13 protein-coding genes are annotated in these 17,540 nt (G+C 63.8%); 7 read left to right on the forward strand and 6 right to left on the reverse strand.

The features are described 5' to 3' along the window. Nucleotides 1-76: 76 nt before the first annotated feature. The 3 genes from HOY34_RS01405 to HOY34_RS01415 are packed head-to-tail and all read right to left on the reverse strand — an operon-like array spanning nt 77 to nt 2,510. Nucleotides 77-1,201: a hypothetical protein gene (locus tag HOY34_RS01405; protein ID WP_253944117.1), complete on the reverse strand. Its 1,125-nt coding sequence runs from the start codon at nt 1,199-1,201 to the stop codon at nt 77-79. Further along, a complete protein-coding gene (locus HOY34_RS01410; RefSeq protein WP_172359512.1) occupies nt 1,198-1,437 on the reverse strand; it encodes a hypothetical protein in 240 nt (79 codons plus the stop codon). The genes HOY34_RS01405 and HOY34_RS01410 overlap by 4 nt, the downstream gene beginning before the upstream one ends. Nucleotides 1,438-1,439: 2 nt before the next feature. Continuing rightward, nucleotides 1,440-2,510: a hypothetical protein gene (locus HOY34_RS01415; RefSeq protein WP_172359513.1), complete on the reverse strand. Its 1,071-nt coding sequence runs from the start codon at nt 2,508-2,510 to the stop codon at nt 1,440-1,442. 366 nt (nt 2,511-2,876) lie between these two features. On the opposite strand from HOY34_RS01415, the gene HOY34_RS01420 reads away from it, so the two are divergent. The 7 genes from HOY34_RS01420 to HOY34_RS01450 all read left to right on the forward strand — a co-directional run bounded on the left by HOY34_RS01420 (nt 2,877) and on the right by HOY34_RS01450 (nt 11,039). Beyond that, on the forward strand, nt 2,877-3,584 hold the full coding sequence (locus HOY34_RS01420) for a hypothetical protein (protein WP_172359514.1): 708 nt from the start codon (nt 2,877-2,879) through the stop codon (nt 3,582-3,584). A gap of 288 nt (nt 3,585-3,872) precedes the next feature. Next, on the forward strand, nt 3,873-4,760 hold the full coding sequence (locus tag HOY34_RS01425) for a LysR family transcriptional regulator (protein ID WP_172359515.1): 888 nt from the start codon (nt 3,873-3,875) through the stop codon (nt 4,758-4,760). Nucleotides 4,761-4,915: 155 nt separating this feature from the next. Then, nucleotides 4,916-5,383, forward strand: coding sequence for a formate dehydrogenase subunit gamma (locus tag HOY34_RS01430; RefSeq protein ID WP_172359516.1), 468 nt, complete (start codon nt 4,916-4,918; stop codon nt 5,381-5,383). After that, entirely contained in the window at nt 5,383-6,903 is a 1,521-nt protein-coding gene (locus HOY34_RS01435) for a formate dehydrogenase beta subunit (protein WP_172359517.1), read from the forward strand. Before HOY34_RS01430 ends, HOY34_RS01435 begins: the two co-directional genes overlap by 1 nt. Before the next feature lie 109 nt (nt 6,904-7,012). Next, a complete protein-coding gene (gene fdhF / locus HOY34_RS01440) occupies nt 7,013-9,934 on the forward strand; it encodes a formate dehydrogenase subunit alpha (protein ID WP_172359518.1) in 2,922 nt (973 codons plus the stop codon). A gap of 12 nt (nt 9,935-9,946) precedes the next feature. Further along, nucleotides 9,947-10,816, forward strand: coding sequence for a formate dehydrogenase accessory sulfurtransferase FdhD (gene fdhD, locus HOY34_RS01445; RefSeq protein WP_172359519.1), 870 nt, complete (start codon nt 9,947-9,949; stop codon nt 10,814-10,816). Continuing rightward, a complete protein-coding gene (locus tag HOY34_RS01450; protein ID WP_253944118.1) occupies nt 10,806-11,039 on the forward strand; it encodes a formate dehydrogenase subunit delta in 234 nt (77 codons plus the stop codon). The genes fdhD and HOY34_RS01450 overlap by 11 nt, the downstream gene beginning before the upstream one ends. Before the next feature lie 102 nt (nt 11,040-11,141). Here the strand turns inward: HOY34_RS01450 and HOY34_RS01455 are convergent, their stop codons facing one another. From HOY34_RS01455 to HOY34_RS01465, 3 genes are read right to left on the reverse strand one after another with little or no spacing between them, the layout of a single operon-like run. Then, on the reverse strand, nt 11,142-11,822 hold the full coding sequence (locus tag HOY34_RS01455) for a 4'-phosphopantetheinyl transferase family protein (RefSeq protein WP_172359520.1): 681 nt from the start codon (nt 11,820-11,822) through the stop codon (nt 11,142-11,144). Continuing rightward, the gene (locus HOY34_RS01460; protein ID WP_172359521.1) at nt 11,815-16,482 is read right to left on the reverse strand and encodes a MupA/Atu3671 family FMN-dependent luciferase-like monooxygenase; all 4,668 of its coding nucleotides are present in this window, start codon (nt 16,480-16,482) and stop codon (nt 11,815-11,817) included. The genes HOY34_RS01455 and HOY34_RS01460 overlap by 8 nt, the downstream gene beginning before the upstream one ends. After that, entirely contained in the window at nt 16,479-17,531 is a 1,053-nt protein-coding gene (locus HOY34_RS01465) for a glycosyltransferase family 2 protein (RefSeq protein WP_172359522.1), read from the reverse strand. The genes HOY34_RS01460 and HOY34_RS01465 overlap by 4 nt, the downstream gene beginning before the upstream one ends. Between the last annotated feature and the right edge of the window lie 9 nt (nt 17,532-17,540).

Here is a 17,540-nt window from a genome sequence, read left to right on the forward strand (position 1 = left end):
TGAAAAATGGCATTCATCTGTCTCTAAATATCCCGGGGGAGTCCGCGCTGTAAGCGCGGGCGGGGGCAGAGCCCCCTTAACCCGGGATCAGCCTGTTCCCGCTGCCGACGACAAATTTTCGAATGCCGCGAAGCCCGGGCGGGTCCTGCTCGGTCAGCACCTGATAGGGACGCTCGGGCAAAACGATCATCCGTTCAAGGGTTGTCGCGCCACTGTCGGCGCCCATCAGCGGCGCAAGTCGCCAGATCTGGCCAGGGCGCGATGAGAACCAGCCGTCTTTGACCGGCTCTTCGCGGTCGGAAATCAGATCTTCCAGCGTCCAGACCAGCGCCCAATCATCACCTTCGGGTGCACGGGCATCGGCCAGAACATGTGAGATCGGGCCGGATTGCAGGGTGAACCCCGAGGAATACATCGGCCCCAGCGTGATGCGGCGCAGGCGTTTGGGATAGGCGTCCTCAAAATCCTTGTCGAAACCGGTGGCCATGGTCACCAGTTTCAGCCCGCCCATGCTTTGCGCCAGCAGCTTTTGCTGGATCCCCGGCCAGCGCCAGGCGTCCTCGGGCAGCGGGCGGCGACCGGCGTCCTCAACCTCGAGCAGATAGACCACCGGCAGGTTCAGGCTGCTGTCCCAGACCGCCCAATGGATCAGATAGCGTCGCCGCGCCTTTGTCCCCGACAGCCATTGCGCATCTGGATCGTTGCGGGCGTGAAAGAGGCCGCCCGCCCGCAGCGCCTCATAGTAAAGGCGTTGGCTCAGCGCGAATTGCAGCTGCAGCGGGACTTTGCGCTCGCCGACGATGGTGCGCACCATACGGTCGCGCAGCTCTGCCTCGGTCGCCATGCCTGCAAGATGGCGCTCGGCCTGCTGGGCATCCACCGCCATCATCATCAGCTCCTGCGCCACCGGGAAGCCGCTTTCATGGCGGTCGATGGTCAGGCGTGGCGCGCCCTCGGCAAGACCCGTCATCAGATATTTATGGCTAAGCGCCCGGAACGTGCCCAAAAGCCCGTTCAGGTAATGGCCAAGCACCCGCGTCTCGACCCGCGAAAAGCGGGATTCACGTTCCAGTTCGGCGGCGATACGGCTGAAACAGCTGCCGATACGGCCGAATTTCGCAAAATACCGCCGCGCCACCGCCTGATCGTAAAGTTCGAGATGGTCACTGCTCAGCGCCTCTTTGACGCTTTTCTCAGTCATTGCGGGCGACCATTCTCATCTTCATCTGCAAGATCACCGCCCAGCAGGATCGCAATCACCGCCGCCAGCGCCAGCAGGCTGCCAAGGCTGAACACGACGATCCCCGCCTCGCCCGCATACCATTCGGCGCGGGTCATATCATAGTGATCCAGCACCGCGCCCAGCCCGATCAGAACGATGCCAAGCGCCACCAGAAACAGGCCGGGCGAGAAGGCCCGGCTAAGAAGCCGGGTCATGATCAGCCACCATATGCGTTTTTGTCGTGCTTTTCGACGATGGTCGCAAAGCGGCGGGCGAAACGCTCATCCGCCTTGGCCTTTTCCTCAAGGATCTTGCGGGCGAAAACCATATTGCCCTCATGCGCCTCAAGCATATCGGCCATTTTCGCATTGGTGGCCGAGCCGATCGCCGCCATGGCCGCCTGGGCCTCCTGATCGGTTTTCACGCCGATCTCATTGATCCGGTGCGCCACATCCTGCTGCTGCGCGGTTTTCAGAGACGAGGTCAGCGCATCATAAAGCACCACGCGCTGGCGGGTGTCGGTTTGCAGCTTGTTGATCAGCACCAGCTGGGTGGCGGCCTGATTGGTCAGACTGTCGACCCAGGTCTTGCCCTTTTCGATATAGCGCTCAAGCGTCTGGCTGCGGGCGAGTTTGACCTGCTCATCCTGGATCAGCGCATTGTGTTTGGCGTTCAGGCCCGCAAGCTCGGTTTCCAGTTTTGTGCGCGCCGCCGCGTCCATCTCGACCGCGATCTTATTCTCCAGCTCGATCAGGCGCGGATCCATCGCCGCCACCTCACGGCGCACGGCCTCCAGTTCGGCCACGGTGGTCTCACGGTCGGTCAGCGTGCCTGCAAGATTGGCCTCGACCTTTGCCTTCTGGCCGTTCAAGAGCTCCAGCTGGCCCTGCAGCAGTTTGACGATCACATCGGATTTCGAGATCAGATCCTGCAACTTGTCATCAATGGTGGCCGAGCGCAGACGCTCCTGACGCAGGCTTTCGGATTTGCCCGAGGAAAAGATGCCGACAAAGCTTTCCCAGCCCGTCTTGTTGCGCATCTCATCGAAGTCTTTCGAGAAGGCAGCCGTCACATCGTCGAGGCCCATGATCAGCTCGGCGATATTGGCGTTCATCACGTCGGTATGTTTGTGAACATCTTCCAGCGTGGCGTTTTCGACATCAATTTCAATGCCCTGATCGGCCTTGATCCTTGCGCTTTCGATCACCGAAGTGATGGCGGTGATCTTTTCCTGCGCGGCCCGAACCTGCTTTTCGCTTTCGAGAATTTGTGTTTCAAAATTTGCCATACCGCTCTCCATAGACCACGCAAATCACTGCTTGCGCGGAATCTTACGCGCAGATTTTGTCCACCGAAAGGCAGAATGCGTGGGAAGTGGGGTATTCCGCAGCCGAAGCCCTACCGAAGCCGCTGGCCGACATGCGTCGCCACATTCGCCCCCATTCAGGCCCCCATTCTGACCCCAATTCTGGCCCCAATTCTGGCCCCAGTTCTGACCCCGGATCAGCACAAAACGGGTGCATCGAAAAACGTGCCAGAAAAGCAACATCATTCTACCTATGCGGGAGCCTGATGTTAACACTCATTTACCAGCTGTCAGGCGACAGCTAGCACTTGCCTCACAAAACAAAAAACTTCTCTGAGGACGAGAGCCGTGAAAAACACTTTTGTATCAATCATTTCCGCATGTGTAATTTCTGCCGCCAGCGCTGCAGGGGCCGCAGAATTTGTTGGCGGGACCATCTCGCTGTCCTATTCCGGCCTTGCTGACAGCGATCTGAACGAGATCAACAAGACCAGCCTCAATGGCCGGGTTCAGGTCGGCTTCAGCCGCGAATTTTCGATCCAGGCCGGTCTGGGCCAGACATGGCTGGGCCTCTCGGATTTCGACAGCACCTCGCTGGATCTGCACGGGATCTATCACCTCAGCGAAAGCAGCTCGGTCGGCGCCTTCTTCGGCCGCGACGAGATCGAAGGCTATGGCGCGAATTTCGCCGGCCTGGAAGCGGGGCATAAGGTGGGCCAATTTGGCGGCGAAGCCTATATCGCCCACGCCAAAGACGGCGACAGCAGCGGCAATCTCTATGGCATCCGCGCCGCCTATGACCTGTCTGACTATGGCAATATCGGTGCCCGTTTCGACCAGATCGACATTGAGGGCTTTGACGTCTCGCGGCTGTCGCTGACCGGCGAATTCAAGCCAACCCCCGGCTTCAGCCTGACCGCCGAAGTGGGCAGCGCGAAGTTTGACAGCCTGGGCAGCGAGATGTTCGTGGGCGTCGGCCTGAACGTGCATTTTGGTGCAAACAACGGCACCACCTTCGACAAGCGCAGCCTGCTGGACATCCTTCCCGGCCTCTGAGGCAAGCGGCCCTTCTGCCACGCGACATTTGCCCGGGCTGCAGCCCTGCGCCCGGGCTTTTGATGCGTAGGGTCGCACCCAGAGCCCTGATCACGCGCCCCGAAACCCTTCGGGGCGCGTTTTCATACATGCCGCAGGATACGATCAGCAGCGCTTGCGTCCTGGTGTGCAAACGGGTTCTCTTCGGGCAGGATCGGATCTGCGCGGCACCGCCGCCCAACCGCCCTGCCACCATCACCCGCTCTGCCACCATCACCCGCCCTGCCCCCATCACCGCCCGAGCCCGGAATGATCGACAAGCTGCAAATGTTCATCGCCCTCGCCAAAGAGCGCCACTTCGGGCGCGCGGCCGAGGCTTGCGGCGTCACCCAACCCTCGCTTTCATCGGCGATCCGCCAGCTTGAGGAACAGCTGGGCGTGCAGCTGGTCCATCGCGGCTCGCGGTTCCAGGGCCTGACACCCGAGGGCAAGCGGGTGCTGGAACGCGCCCTTCGGATCGTTGGCGATGTGCGGGCGCTGAAAGATGAGATGCGCGTGGCGCGGTCCGGCCTGTCCGGCCATCTGCGCATCGGCGTGATCCCCACCGCGCTGCCGATGGTGGCCGAGCTGACCCGCCCCTTCCTGGCCCGCCACCCCAATGTCACGCTCTCGGTGCTGTCGCGCAATTCGACAGAGATCCTGACCGGGATCGAAAGCCTCGATCTGGATGCGGGCATCACCTATCTCGACAATGAGCCACTGGGCCGCGTCAGCCAGGCGCCGCTTTACGCCGAATTCTACCGCTTCATCTGCTCGCCCGCCTCGGAACTGGCGGGGCGCGACCGTATCAGCTGGTCAGAGGCGGCGGCGCAGCCCCTGTGCCTTCTGTCCCAGGACATGCAAAACCGCCGCATCATCGACCAGAACCTGGCCGCTGCCGGCAATCTGCGCCGCCCCGGCGTCGAGAGCAATTCGTCAATCGTGCTGGTCAGCCATGTGCTTTCGGGCGACTGGTGCTCTATCGTGTCAAAGCGGCTGGCGGATATTTTCGCAACCGGCGGCCAGATCGTCCCCATCGCCCTGGTCGAACCCGAGGTCGAACATCTGGTCGGCCTGATCTGCGCAAGACGCGAGCCGCAGACCCCGATCATCGCCGCCCTGATGGATGAGGCGCAGCGCTTCCGCGCCCGGCAGTAACCCGGACAGCGGCCCTGCGGGCGCTGCGGATCACCAAAGAAAACCCACCAAATACCTCAGAAACCGATAGGCATTGCCTATCGCCTGACGGGCAATAAGAATTGATTGGGCTTTCATAAGGCTTTCAAATGAAGGGGCCAGCGAAAGGCCCGCACATGCTTGATTCTGTAGATATCGCCGCCCGGATTGACGAAATTCTGGCCAGCCATACCGGCACCGAAGGGGCGCTTTTGCCCATCCTGCACGCCGTTCAGGACAGTTTCGGATATATCCCCGAAGAGGCGCTGGTGCAGATCGCCCGGCATCAGAATATCTCAAAAGCCGAAGCCTATGGCGTGATGACCTTTTACCATGATTTCCGCGCCAAACCTGCCGGAACGCATGTGCTGAAACTGTGCCGCGCCGAAAGCTGCCAGAGCATGGGCGCGGACCGCCTGGCAAGCCATGCCAAAGAGCAGCTGGGCCTCGACTGGCACCAGACGACGCCCGACGGAAAAATCACCCTGGAGCCGATCTTCTGCCTTGGCCTTTGCGCCTGCGGCCCTGCGGCGCTGGTCGATGGCAAGGTGGTTGGCCGGGTGACGCCGGCCAAACTGGATCAGATCGTAAAGGGGATGCGCTGATGAGGATCTGGATCCCCCGTGACGCGGCCGCCAAAGCGCTTGGTGCCGAGGATGTGGTCGCCGCCGTAAAGGCCGAGGCCGCGCGGCGTGGCATTGAGGTAACGATTACCCGCAACGGCTCGCGCGGGATGGTCTGGCTGGAGCCGCTGGTCGAGGTGGAAACACCTGAGGGCCGCCTGGGCTTTGGGCCGATGACGCCCGAAGATGTCGGCCAACTCTTTGACGGCGGGCCTTTGTCGTTGGGCCTGACCGAGGATCTGCCCTGGATGAAGGCGCAAACCCGGCTGACATTTGCCCGCTGTGGCGTGATCGACCCGCTTTCGCTGGCGGAATACCGGGCGCATGGCGGGCTGAAAGGGCTGGAACGTGCGCTGAAAATGACCGGGGCCGAGGTGGTCCAGGAGGTTCTTGATTCAGGCCTGCGCGGCCGGGGCGGTGCGGGTTTTCCGACCGGGATCAAGTGGAAAACCGTCCATGATGCGCCGGGTGAGCGGAAGTATATCGTCACCAATGCCGATGAGGGCGATTCCGGCACCTTTGCCGACCGGATGATCATGGAAGGCGACCCCTTCACGCTGATCGAAGGGATGATCATTGCAGGCATCGCGACAGGGGCAACGAAAGGCTTCATCTATTCGCGCTCGGAATACCCAGACGCCAATGAGGTGATGGCGGCTGCGATTGCGGTTGGCCGGGTCGAGGGGCTTTTGGGCCAGAACGTGCTTGGCTCGGGCAAAGCATTCGAGCTGGAGCTGCGGGTCGGTGCCGGGGCCTATGTCTGCGGCGAGGAAACCGCGCTTCTGAACAGCCTGGAAGGCAAGCGCGGCACGGTTCGCGCCAAACCACCGCTGCCCGCGTTGCAGGGGTTCATGGGCCGCCCGACGGTGGTGAACAACGTGATCTCGCTGGCCTCTGTTCCGGTGATTCTGGCGGAAGGCGCGGCCCATTACGCCAGCCTCGGCATCGGTCGCTCTAAGGGCACCATCCCGCTGCAGATCGCCGGGAATGTGAAATATGGCGGGTTGTTCGAGGCGGCTTTCGGCCTGACGCTGGAGAAGATCGTCAATGAGATCGGCGGCGGCACGGCATCTGGCCGCCCGGTCAAGGCGGTGCAGGTCGGCGGGCCGCTGGGCGCCTGGATCCCGGTCAGCCAGTTTGCAACGCCGTTCGGATATGAGGAATATGCCGGGCAAAACGCGCTGATCGGCCACGCCGGACTGACCATCGCCGATGACACCGCCGATATGATGGCCTTCGCGCGTTTTGCGATGGAGTTCTGCGCGATTGAAAGCTGCGGCAAATGCACGCCCTGCCGGATCGGCGCGGTGCGCGGTGTCGAGACCCTGGACCGGATCGCCGCCGGTGACCGAGCGGCCATCCCGCTTCTGACAGACCTCTGTGAGACGATGAAAGCTGGCTCGCTCTGTGCGCTTGGCGGTTTCACGCCCTACCCCGTGATGTCGGCGCTGACACATTTCCCCGACGATTTCACCACCAACATCCGCGAGGCGGCCGAATGAGGGCGTCGCAAAATTCTTCGAAGAATTTTGTCCGGATTTTTGAAAAAATCCGGGCCGTTGCGCCCTGGGCCAGCCTGATCACAGCCATTCCCAGCCGGGAGACAGCCGAATGAAAGACTTCATCATCCCCGCGCCCATGTTCTCGGATCGCGACATGGGGACGCCCGCGTCCAAATCAAAAACCCAGGTCACGCTGGAGATCGATGGCTTCGAAGTTACGGTTCCTGAGGGCACCTCGATCATGCGGGCTGCAGCCGAGCTGGGGATCACCGTCCCGAAGCTTTGTGCGACCGACAGTATTGAGGCCTTTGGCTCATGCCGCCTCTGTCTCGTTGAGATCGAAGGCCGCAATGGGACGCCCGCGTCCTGTACCACTCCGGTTGCGCCCGGCATCAGGGTCAAGACCCAGACCGGCAAACTGAAACAGCTGCGCAAGGGGGTTATGGAGCTTTACATCTCTGACCACCCGCTCGACTGTCTGACCTGCGGTGCGAATGGTGATTGCGAGTTGCAGGATATGGCCGGGGCCGTGGGCCTGCGCGATGTGCGCTATCAGGCAGCCGAAAACGCAGAAATGGCCACCCACTTCGCGAAGAAGAACACCTCTGGCGAGGCCAATATCGACTGGCTGCCGAAGGATGACTCAAACCCCTATTTTTCTTACGATCCGTCGAAATGCATCGTCTGCAACCGCTGTGTGCGCGCCTGCGAAGAGGTGCAGGGCACTTTCGCGCTGACGATTGAGGGCCGGGGCTGGGACTCGCGCGTCCATGCCGGGCTGAAAGACGATACTTTCCTCGCCTCGGACTGCGTCTCCTGCGGCGCCTGCGTCCAGGCCTGCCCGACCGCCACGCTGATCGAGAAGTCGGTGCTCGACATCGGCACGCCCGATAAATCCGTCGTCACCACCTGCGCCTATTGCGGCGTCGGCTGCCAGTTCAAGGCCGAGATGCGCGGCGATGAGCTGGTGCGCATGGTGCCCTACAAACACGGCAAGGCGAACCGCGGCCACAGCTGCGTCAAGGGCCGCTTCGCTTATGGTTACGCCAGCCACAAAGACCGCATCCTGAGCCCGATGATCCGTGACAGCATCAACGACCCCTGGCAGGAAGTGACCTGGGCCGAGGCCATGTCTTTCGCGGCAAACCGCATGAAGGCGATCCAGGCGAAATACGGCCGTCAGTCGGTCGGCGTGATCACCTCGTCGCGCTGCACCAATGAGGAAACCTACCTTGTGCAGAAGCTGACGCGCGGGGTGTTTGAAAACAACAATACCGATACCTGTGCCCGCGTCTGCCACTCGCCGACCGGATACGGTCTGGGGCAAACCTTCGGCACCTCGGCGGGCACCCAGGATTTCGACTCGGTTGAATCCGCCGATGTGATCCTGGTGATCGGTGCCAACCCGCATTCCGGCCACCCGGTTTTCGCCAGCCGTATGAAAAAACGCCTGCGCCAGGGCGCGAAGCTGATCGTCGTCGATCCGCGCCGCACGGAATCTGTCGAGGGGCCGCATTATCGCGCACGTCACCACCTGGCGCTGAAGCCCGGCACCAATGTCGCCGTGGTCACTGCGCTGGCGCATGTGATCGTGACCGAGGGCCTTTACAACGAGGACTTCATCCGCACCCGCTGCGACTGGGATGAATTCCAGGACTATATGGAATTCGTATCCGACCCGCGCCACAGCCCCGAAGCCATTGAAATGCTGACCGGCGTTCCGGCAGCAGAGGTGCGCGGTGCTGCCCGGCTTTACGCCACCGGCGGCAATGCGGCGATTTACTACGGCCTCGGCGTGACCGAGCACAGCCAGGGCTCGACCACGGTGATCGGCATCGCCAATCTTGCGATGCTGACCGGCAATATCGGGCGTCCGGGTGTGGGCGTGAACCCCTTGCGCGGGCAAAACAACGTCCAGGGCAGCTGCGATATGGGATCCTTCCCGCATGAGTTGCCGGGCTATCGCCACGTCAAGAACCCCGAGGTTCGCGCGATCTATGAAAACCTCTGGGGCGTGAAGATCGACGCCGAGCCCGGCCTGCGCATCCCCAATATGCTGGATGCGGCGGTAGAAGGCACCTTCAAAGGCCTCTACTGTCAGGGCGAAGACATCCTGCAATCCGACCCCGACACCCATCATGTCGCGGCGGGTCTGGCGGCGATGGAATGCGTCATCGTGCATGACCTTTTCCTCAATGAGACCGCCAATTACGCGCATGTCTTTTTCCCGGGATCGTCCTTCCTGGAAAAAGACGGCACGTTTACGAATGCCGAGCGCCGGATCAACATGGTCCGCAAGGTGATGGCCCCGAAGCAGGGCTATGCCGACTGGGAAGTCACCCAGATGTTCGCCAATGCGATGCTGGAAGGCAGCGGGCGCAGCTGGGGCTATACCCATCCTGCCCAAATCATGGAAGAAATCGCCATGACCACGCCCTCTTTCGCGGGCGTCAGCTATGAAAAGATCGAGAGCATGGGCTCGGTGCAATGGCCGGTGAACGACAAGGCCCCGAATGGCACGCCGCTGGTCCATGTCGACGGTTTCGTGCGCGGCAAGGGCAAGTTCATCCGCACCGAATATGTCGCGACCGATGAAAAGACCGGGCCGAAGTTCCCGCTTTTGCTGACCACGGGCCGCATCCTCAGCCAGTATAACGTCGGCGCGCAGACCAGGCGCACCGGCAACACCGCCTGGCACCCCGAGGATATGCTGGAGATCCACCCGCATGACGCCGAGAACCGTGGCATCCGCCAGGGCGACTGGGTGCGGCTGGCGTCGCGTGCAGGTGTCACCTCGCTGCGCGCGGATATCACCGACAAGGTCTCGCCCGGCGTGGTCTATACCACCTTCCACCACCCCGACACCCAGGCTAACGTCATCACCACCGATTTCTCGGACTGGGCGACGAATTGCCCGGAATATAAGGTGACAGCGGTGCAGGTCAGCCCCTCGAACGGGCCATCGGACTGGCAGGAAGAATATGCGGCGCAAGCCACCCTGTCGCGCCGGATCCTGCCCGCCGCAGAGTGAAGGCGAAAGCAGATGACCACGGCAGGCAAGCTGGACGGGGCAGGCAAGGTTGACGGGGCGGGCAAAGTGGATGGGGCAAAGCCGGTTCCGCGCCTTTTCTTCGGGGCGCGGGATGGGCATGAGACCATCGAACAGGGCAGCCGCACCCTGCCGCAGGAATTTGCCGTGGCCCTGTCGTTCAACGGAACCACCCAGGCTGTGATGATGGCAACCCCCGCCGATCTGATTGATTTCGCTTATGGTTTCGCGCTGACTGAGGGCATCGCCCAGCCCTCCGAGGTCGAAGAGATCACCGTGGTTCAGGGGGAGCGCGGCATCGACGTGCAATCCTGGCTGGTCCCAGAGGCCGAGGCCCGGCTGGCCGCCCGCCGCCGCACTATGGCAGGCCCGGTCGGCTGCGGCCTTTGCGGCATCGACAGCATCAATGAGGCCCTGCGCGAGCTGCCGCCGGTGCCGCCAACCACCTTCCGCATGACGCCGGCCCAGGTGCGCGAGGCCATTGCCGCCCTGCCCGCCCATCAGCCGCTGCATGATGCGACCCGCGCCGCCCATTGCGCCGCATATTGGACGCCCGCCGGGCTGTTCGCGGCCCGCGAAGATGTCGGCCGCCACAATGCGCTGGACAAGCTGGCGGGCCATCTGATCCGCCATGACCACCTCGAAGGCGCGGTCGTCCTGACCAGCCGCGTCTCGACCGATATGGTGCAAAAGGTTGCCGCCATCGGCGCGGGCGTGCTGATCGCAGTCTCTGCTCCCACGGCGGATGCGGTGGCGCTGGCCGATCATCTGGGCATCACCGTGATCGCGCTGGCGCGGCCAGAGCGGTTCGAGCTTTTCACCCATTCAGACCGGATCGTGACCGAGGACACCCATGCAAGCTGACCAGATCAACCCGAAAATCGCCCGCATGGCCAATCAGATCGCCATGTTCATGGAGTCAAAGCCCGAGGCCGAGGGCGTCGAGGGCCTCTCCAGCCATATCAACGACTTCTGGGAGCCCCGGATGCGCCGCCAGTTCTTCGCCTTGGTCGATGCAGGCGGTGACGGCCTGCGTCCGCTGGTGCTGAAAGCCGCCGAAAAGATCCGCCGCCCCGCCGCCGACTGACGCAAAACCAGGGCGCAATTTCCCTGTCAGCAGCCGGTCACCTGTCAGCAGCTGGTCAGCAGCTGACATCCAGGCCTGCCGGGCAGCCAAAACCAGCAGGCGTCATATCCAGGCGACAGCCAGGATATGGCCTGCGCAAATTGCGATCCGACCATTGATGCGCCCTGTCGGCAATGCGGGCGAAGCCGCCAGACACGCCTCAAACCGATCCCCCTCAATCGAGATCACGATATCTTCTGGCCCAAGGATACGCTGCGACAGCGGATATTGCGCCTTATAGGCGGCCTCTTTGGCGCAAAACAGCATCAGCGCGGGGTCACCCCCGGCCATTGCGGCATCCGCCTGAACCTGATCCAAAGGCCCGGTGATCAAAGCAGCCAACCCCGGATCCAGCGCATGCAGCGGCTCTGCATCCAGCCCGATCCCGCTTAGCCCCTTCCCTGACAGATCGCCCGCAGAGCGCTTCAGGGCAACCGCCGCGATACAGGCCTCAGCCGAATGGGTGATCGAGCCGACCAGCCCATCGGGCCAGACAGGCGCCCGGTCCGGGCCTTTGGGAATGGCAGAGCGCACCCGCCCCAGCCCGGCCATCGCCTGCCGCGCCGCATGGCGGCCAGCGGAAAACTCGGCCGCCCGCCGCGCGACCATACCGCCGGTATCCTCACCCGTAAGCAGCGGATAATGCTGCCAGGGAAGCGCCGCGCCCAGCGAGACGCCGGATGACACATCCGCTGGCAACAGGGCCAGGGCCCTCGCCGCCAGGGCCTCCCCCCGCTCAGGCATCAGGGGCCACGCCACGCCGCGCCAGCCGCAGGGCACGCCGCCGCGCCATGGCCTCATCCAGCCCGCCAGGCATCGGGGCGGGTCGCGCCGCAAGCGGCTGCGAGCTTGCCACACCCACCGGGGAAACGGCCGGGACAACAGCCGGGGCAGCCTGCGCCGCCGCATAGGCCGGGGCCTGCAGCGGCACAATCGCCGCCACGCCCGCAGGCCCGGCAATATGCGCGACCAGCGCCTCCAGCACCGGGAAGCGGAAGATGTCGGTGATCGAAACCTTCGCCTGCGGCAAACGCTCGCGGATCTCGCGGTGGGTCTGCACCGCCAGCAAAGAATGGCCGCCAAGGGTGAAGAAATTGTCCTTCGGCCCCACCCGCGCCACACCCAGCACCCGCGCCCAGATCCGGGCGATCTCATTGCCGATCGCCGGATCAGGCGCGCCAGCCGCAGCCAAAGGCACCCCTTGCGCCGCCACCACAGGCGTCGCGGCCTCAGGCGCTGCGGGCCCGGCCTCGGGCAAGAAGCGGTTCGGTGCCGGCAGCGCCTTACGGTCGACCTTGCGGTTCGGTGTCAAAGGGAAGCGCTCAACCGCCACATAATGCGCGGGCCGCATATGTTCGGGCAATTCGCGGGCCAGCGCGGCCCGCAGATCCGCCTCTACGGCCCCACCACTGATATAAGCGACCAGGCGCAGATCGCCGGGGCTGTCCTCACGCGCCATTACCACCGCCTGGGTCACGCCAGGCTGCGCCTCCAGCACCGCCTCGATCTCGCCCAGCTCGATCCGGTAGCCGCGCAGCTTCACCTGCGCATCGGCCCGCCCGATATAGTCGATGCGACCATCCGCCCGCCACCGCACCAGATCCCCGGTCTGATACATCCGCCCCGCCCCATCGGCGCCCGGATGAAACGGATTGGCGCGGAACCGCTCGGCAGTCAGATCCGGGCGCTGCCAATAGCCGCGCGTCACCCCCTCGCCGCCGATCCACAGCTCGCCCTCAATGCCAGGAGCCACGGGTTGCCGCGCCTCATCCAGCACATAAAGCTGCTGGTTCGCCAGCGGCGTGCCGATATTGACCACCGCCTCGGCCGCGCCAACCTCTTCGACCGAGGACCAGATCGTCGTCTCGGTCGGCCCATACATGTTCAAAAGCCGCCCCACGCCCGCCGCTTTCAGATCAGTCGCCAGCGCACCGGGCAGCGCCTCACCACCGACCATCATCGTGCGGATCCCGCGCAAGGCGCTGCGGCTTTCCTCCGCCATCAGGATCATCCTGGCCATCGAGGGCGTGCATTGCAGATGCGTCACGCCATGGCGATGGATCTGCGCCGCGATTGAGAAATCATCCGCCGCAGGCCCGCCCTCATTGGCCAGCCGCACCACCTCGGCCAGGGGCCTCAGCCCCTCCAGCACCACATCCGGCGCGATGCCGTAATCGACAAGGCAGGCCACCTCGCCAACGCCGATTGCCTTCAGCTCTTCAACCCGGGCCAGCGCATCGTCAATGGTGCCGAAAAGGCCTGATTCCTCGAAATAGCGCTGGAAGGCGAAATCAAGGATCGCCTCGTTTTCCTCAGCCGACAGCGCCGCCAGATCAATATCCATCGGATTGGCCGCGCCTGCGGGTTTTTTAAACGCCGGAAAGGCCCAGGCATATTGCTTGACCAAAGCCGCAGCCGAGGCGAGGTAGGATTTCATCGGTCCTTCCGCCACCCGCCGCGCCTCTTCGCGCGTGGCCGCAATATAGGAATGCAGCATCAGCGTGACGGTGAAATCCGCCGGATCATGGCCTGCCTCACGCAGGGCCGCGTGATAGATCGCAATCTTTTCAGCCACTTCGGCAATCGACTGGCCCAAAAGATGGGTCAGCACATTGGCGCCCGCCCGCCCTGCCTCGGCCCAGGTCTCAGGGTTGCCGGCGGTCGTCACCCAGACCGGCAGCTCGGATGAGACCGGGCGCGGCTGGGTTTTGACCGTGAAACTGCTGCCATCGGCTTTGGGGAAATCCACCCCCTCACCGCGCCACAACGCCCGCACATCGCGGATCGCCTGGAACATCGCCGCCTTGTTCTTTGGCGGCGCATTTTCCGGGCGCAGCACGAAATCATCGGGGTGCCAGCCAGAGGCAAAGGCCAGCCCCGCCCGGCCTGCGGTCAGATTGTCGATCACCGCCCATTCCTCGGCAATTCGCGCCGGATGGTGCAAAGGTGCCACGACAGACCCCGCCCTGACGCCGATATTCGACGTCACCGCCGCCACCGCCGCCCCCGTCACACTCGGGTTCGGATAGGGGCCGCCGAAGGCATGGAAATGACGCTCGGGCGTCCAGACGGCGACGAAGCCATGCTGATCGGCAAAGCGCGCCCCATCCAGCAAAAGCTGGTATTTCTTCGGCCCCGGCCCGTCATCATTGCCCCAGTAGTAAAGCGAGAAATCCATCCTGGCAGCCGATGTGATCCGCCCATTCGAGACCAGCGCCCGGTTCTCATCCGAGGAAATCACCACTTTAAAACCACGCGCCAGCGTCCAGAACAGCTCCAGCACCGAGATATCAAACGACAGCGAGGTCACCGCCAGCCAGCAGCCAGGCCCGTTTTCCTGCCCGGCCCCGATCCGCTGATCCATGCCGGTAAAGAAATTCGCCACATTGCGATGCTCGACCTGCACGCCCTTGGGCCGCCCCGTCGAGCCAGAGGTATAGATCATATAGGCGACATCTGCAGGGCTGACGCCGCTTTGCGGGTTGGCCTCTGGCGCAGTCGCCAGACGCGGATCGCGGTCCAGCACCAGCTTTGCAACGTCCCCCGGCAGGCCCGCCAGCAGATCCGATTGCGTGACGATCACCTTGCAGCCGCTGTCCTCGGCAAACAGCGCCAGCCGTTCCGCCGGATAGGCCGGATCCATCGGCACATAGGCGCCGCCCGCCTTCAGGATGGCCAGCGCCCCCGCCACCAGATCAACGCTGCGCCGGGTCGCAAGGCCGACCAGAACCCCCGGCCCCACACCCATATCGCGCAAAACATGCGCCGCCCGGTTGGCGCGGGCGTTAAGACCCGCATAGGTCAGGCTCTCGCCCTCAAAGGCCAGAGCCACCGCATCCGGGCTGCGCAAGACGGCGGCTTCAAAGGCGGTGTGAACCATGACCCTGCGATCATGGTCCTGGTCCGTCAGGTTGAAGCCATTGATAACCTGCTCATATTCCGCAGACGTCAGCCCGGGAAGCGCGGCAGGCGGCGCCTCTGCATGCCCAGCCAGCTCACCCGCAATATAGGCAATCCGCGCCGCCAGCGCCGCCGCTGTATCCGCATCCAGCCGCCCCGCGTCCCAGAGCATCGCCCCGGGCGTCAGCACCAGCGCCGCGCCGGGCACCCCCCCCTCACCCGAGATCGCAACAGGCGGCATCACCAGCCCCGCCAGCGCCCGATCCCTGGTCATCAGATCCAAAGGCCAGCCGCTGGCAGGCCGCGCCAGTTCCGCCCGCAAAGCCGCCAATGCCGCGCCAACCGTCTCGCCCGCGATGCGCAAAGGCTGCCACGGCGCGATATAGCCGGGGCGACCTGCCGCTGCCCTGGCGAAATCGCCCGCGCTCATACCAAGCGCCCGGATACCGGCCAGCGCAAGTTCCGCCAGATCACGCGCTCCGCCAGGCCAGGCAATCTGACGCCAATCCGCAACCCCGGCCCCGCGATCCAGCGGCACCCCAACCGGATGCAGATCCTGCAATGCCGCCCGCAGCTGCGCTTCATGCGGCGCAACCGCAGCCAGATCAGCCGTCAGCGCTGCCCCCTCTTCCGCCGACAAAACAGGCAACCAGGCCGCATCCACAGACGCGGCCGAAACCGCCCCACCAGAAACCTGACAGCTCAGCCGAGCCAGCCGCACCGCCCCATCCGCGCAGGCCACAACCAGCCCATCCGCTCCGGCTGAAAGCACCGTGCCGGGCTGCCCCTCGCCCACAACTGCCGTCGCTTCACCGACATTCAGCACCTCATGTCCGGTGTCGATCTTCGCCGTCGCAACCGGGTTCCAGTAGCGCCCATGATCGAGGCCCCGCACCAGCCGCACCACCTCGGCCACAGGTCGCGTGAAATCGATCCGCCCCATTGCCACAGGCCTGTCCGCCCCGCGATGCATCACCCCCGGCACATCCGCCTGCGCCCGCGCCTCAGCGCCGCTCTCAAGCGCCGCTATCACCTCGGGGAAGCTGTCCAGGCCTTCCTCAAAACAGCGCGTGTTCAGCGTCAGCGCCGTCTCATCCGGGGCCAGATCAAACCGCCGCTCGGCCAGGATGCGCCCCTGATCGACGCCGCCCTCAATCAGATGCCAGGTCACGCCATGCCGGGCCTCACCGCCCAGGATCGCCCAGACCGGCGCATTCAGCCCGGCATGTTCGGGCAAAGGCCCATCGTGGAAATTCACCGCCCCCTTGCCTGCCCGCGCCAGCACATCGCCCCGCAAGAGCCGCAGATTGGCAACCGAGAGGATCCAGTCCGCCGCCGGCAGATCCGCCAGATCACAAAGCGCGATCCCCCCGGCCCGCGCCCAGTCCCGCAGCGCAGGCGCCTCGCTGACCACCGCGACGATCTTATGGCCCCGCGCCAGCCACAGCGCCCCGCATTCGCGGGTCAGAGTCTCATTGCCGATCAGAATTGCGCTTTGGCTCATATCTCTTCTTCCCTGCTTTGCGGCATCGCCGCCCAGAGCGGTAAATCATGTTCAGGCGTCGCCCCTTCGGGCATGGGCGTCATGCCAAAGCCGCGCCGCATATCGTGCGCGACCAGATCGCGCAGGTAATGCGGCGGATCCATCCGGTCGCGCCCGCGCTGCACCAAAAGCCGCGCCCGCCAGATCAGCCCGCCAAGCGCCGCAAACACCGTCGCCGCCGCCGCATAGGCACGACCATGGTTCTTGGCGAAATAATGCAGCCTGGAATCCAGCCAAAAGCCCGGAATCCGCTGCCAGCGCCCCATACCTGTCGAGACTGATCCGATATGCGCCACCCGGCTTTCTGGCACATAATCCGTGGGCCATCCGGCGCGGGACGCCCTGAGGCAAAGATCCGTCTCTTCGTAATAAAGGAAGAACCGCTCATCAAAGAGGCCGATCTCTTCCAGCACATCCATCCGCATCATCAGGCTGGCCCCCGCCAGCCAGTCCACCCGGGTGACCGATGCCAAAGGCGGCATCGCCACCATGCTGTTTTTCATCGCCTTTGAGACCAGTCCCAGCCGGATATGGCGCTCAAAATCATTCAGCGCGGTCGGATAGCGAAAGGCGGTGTGATGCGGCGTGCCATCCTCGCCATGGATAAAGCTGCCCGCAAATCCGGTGCCGGGGTTCTGGTCCAGATGATCGCGCAAGACCCGTATCGCATCCGGCGCAGGAAAGGCGTCCGAGTTCAGGATATAGACATAGTCAGGCCGCACCCCACCCGGAAACCCGGGCGGCAGACCTGCGCGGATACCGACATTATTGCCCGCGCCGAAACCGCCATTGCGCCCTGACTGCAGCACCCGAACCGGGGTCTCGCCCTGGTCCCAGCCACGCGCAGTGACCGCCTTTTCCATCACCTCAAACGAGCCATCCCCCGAGGCGTTATCCACGATGGTAATCGCGCCCCGGACACCCTGCATCGCCGCCAGCGCGCTCTCGGCCGAGCGCAAACTCATCTCAGCCGAGCGCCAGTTCAGAATGATCGTCAGAACGCTTGCCATCACTTTGCC

The sequence above is a fragment of the Pseudogemmobacter hezensis genome (assembly GCF_013155295.1).
In the GTDB taxonomy this organism is placed as follows: domain Bacteria; phylum Pseudomonadota; class Alphaproteobacteria; order Rhodobacterales; family Rhodobacteraceae; genus Pseudogemmobacter; species Pseudogemmobacter hezensis.

What these genes read in the sequence shown, in the direction of transcription:
- HOY34_RS01405 (WP_253944117.1), bottom strand. Translation starts at nt 1,201, where the DNA reads ATGACTGAGAAAAGCGTCAAAGAGGCGCTGAGCAGTGACCATCTCGAA.
- HOY34_RS01410 (WP_172359512.1), bottom strand. Translation starts at nt 1,437, where the DNA reads ATGACCCGGCTTCTTAGCCGGGCCTTCTCGCCCGGCCTGTTTCTGGTG.
- HOY34_RS01415 (WP_172359513.1), bottom strand. Translation starts at nt 2,510, where the DNA reads ATGGCAAATTTTGAAACACAAATTCTCGAAAGCGAAAAGCAGGTTCGG.
- HOY34_RS01425 (WP_172359515.1), top strand. Translation starts at nt 3,873, where the DNA reads ATGATCGACAAGCTGCAAATGTTCATCGCCCTCGCCAAAGAGCGCCAC.
- HOY34_RS01430 (WP_172359516.1), top strand. Translation starts at nt 4,916, where the DNA reads ATGCTTGATTCTGTAGATATCGCCGCCCGGATTGACGAAATTCTGGCC.
- HOY34_RS01435 (WP_172359517.1), top strand. Translation starts at nt 5,383, where the DNA reads ATGAGGATCTGGATCCCCCGTGACGCGGCCGCCAAAGCGCTTGGTGCC.
- fdhF (WP_172359518.1), top strand. Translation starts at nt 7,013, where the DNA reads ATGAAAGACTTCATCATCCCCGCGCCCATGTTCTCGGATCGCGACATG.
- fdhD (WP_172359519.1), top strand. Translation starts at nt 9,947, where the DNA reads ATGACCACGGCAGGCAAGCTGGACGGGGCAGGCAAGGTTGACGGGGCG.
- HOY34_RS01450 (WP_253944118.1), top strand. Translation starts at nt 10,806, where the DNA reads ATGCAAGCTGACCAGATCAACCCGAAAATCGCCCGCATGGCCAATCAG.
- HOY34_RS01455 (WP_172359520.1), bottom strand. Translation starts at nt 11,822, where the DNA reads ATGCCTGAGCGGGGGGAGGCCCTGGCGGCGAGGGCCCTGGCCCTGTTG.
- HOY34_RS01460 (WP_172359521.1), bottom strand. Translation starts at nt 16,482, where the DNA reads ATGAGCCAAAGCGCAATTCTGATCGGCAATGAGACTCTGACCCGCGAA.
- HOY34_RS01465 (WP_172359522.1), bottom strand. Translation starts at nt 17,531, where the DNA reads ATGGCAAGCGTTCTGACGATCATTCTGAACTGGCGCTCGGCTGAGATG.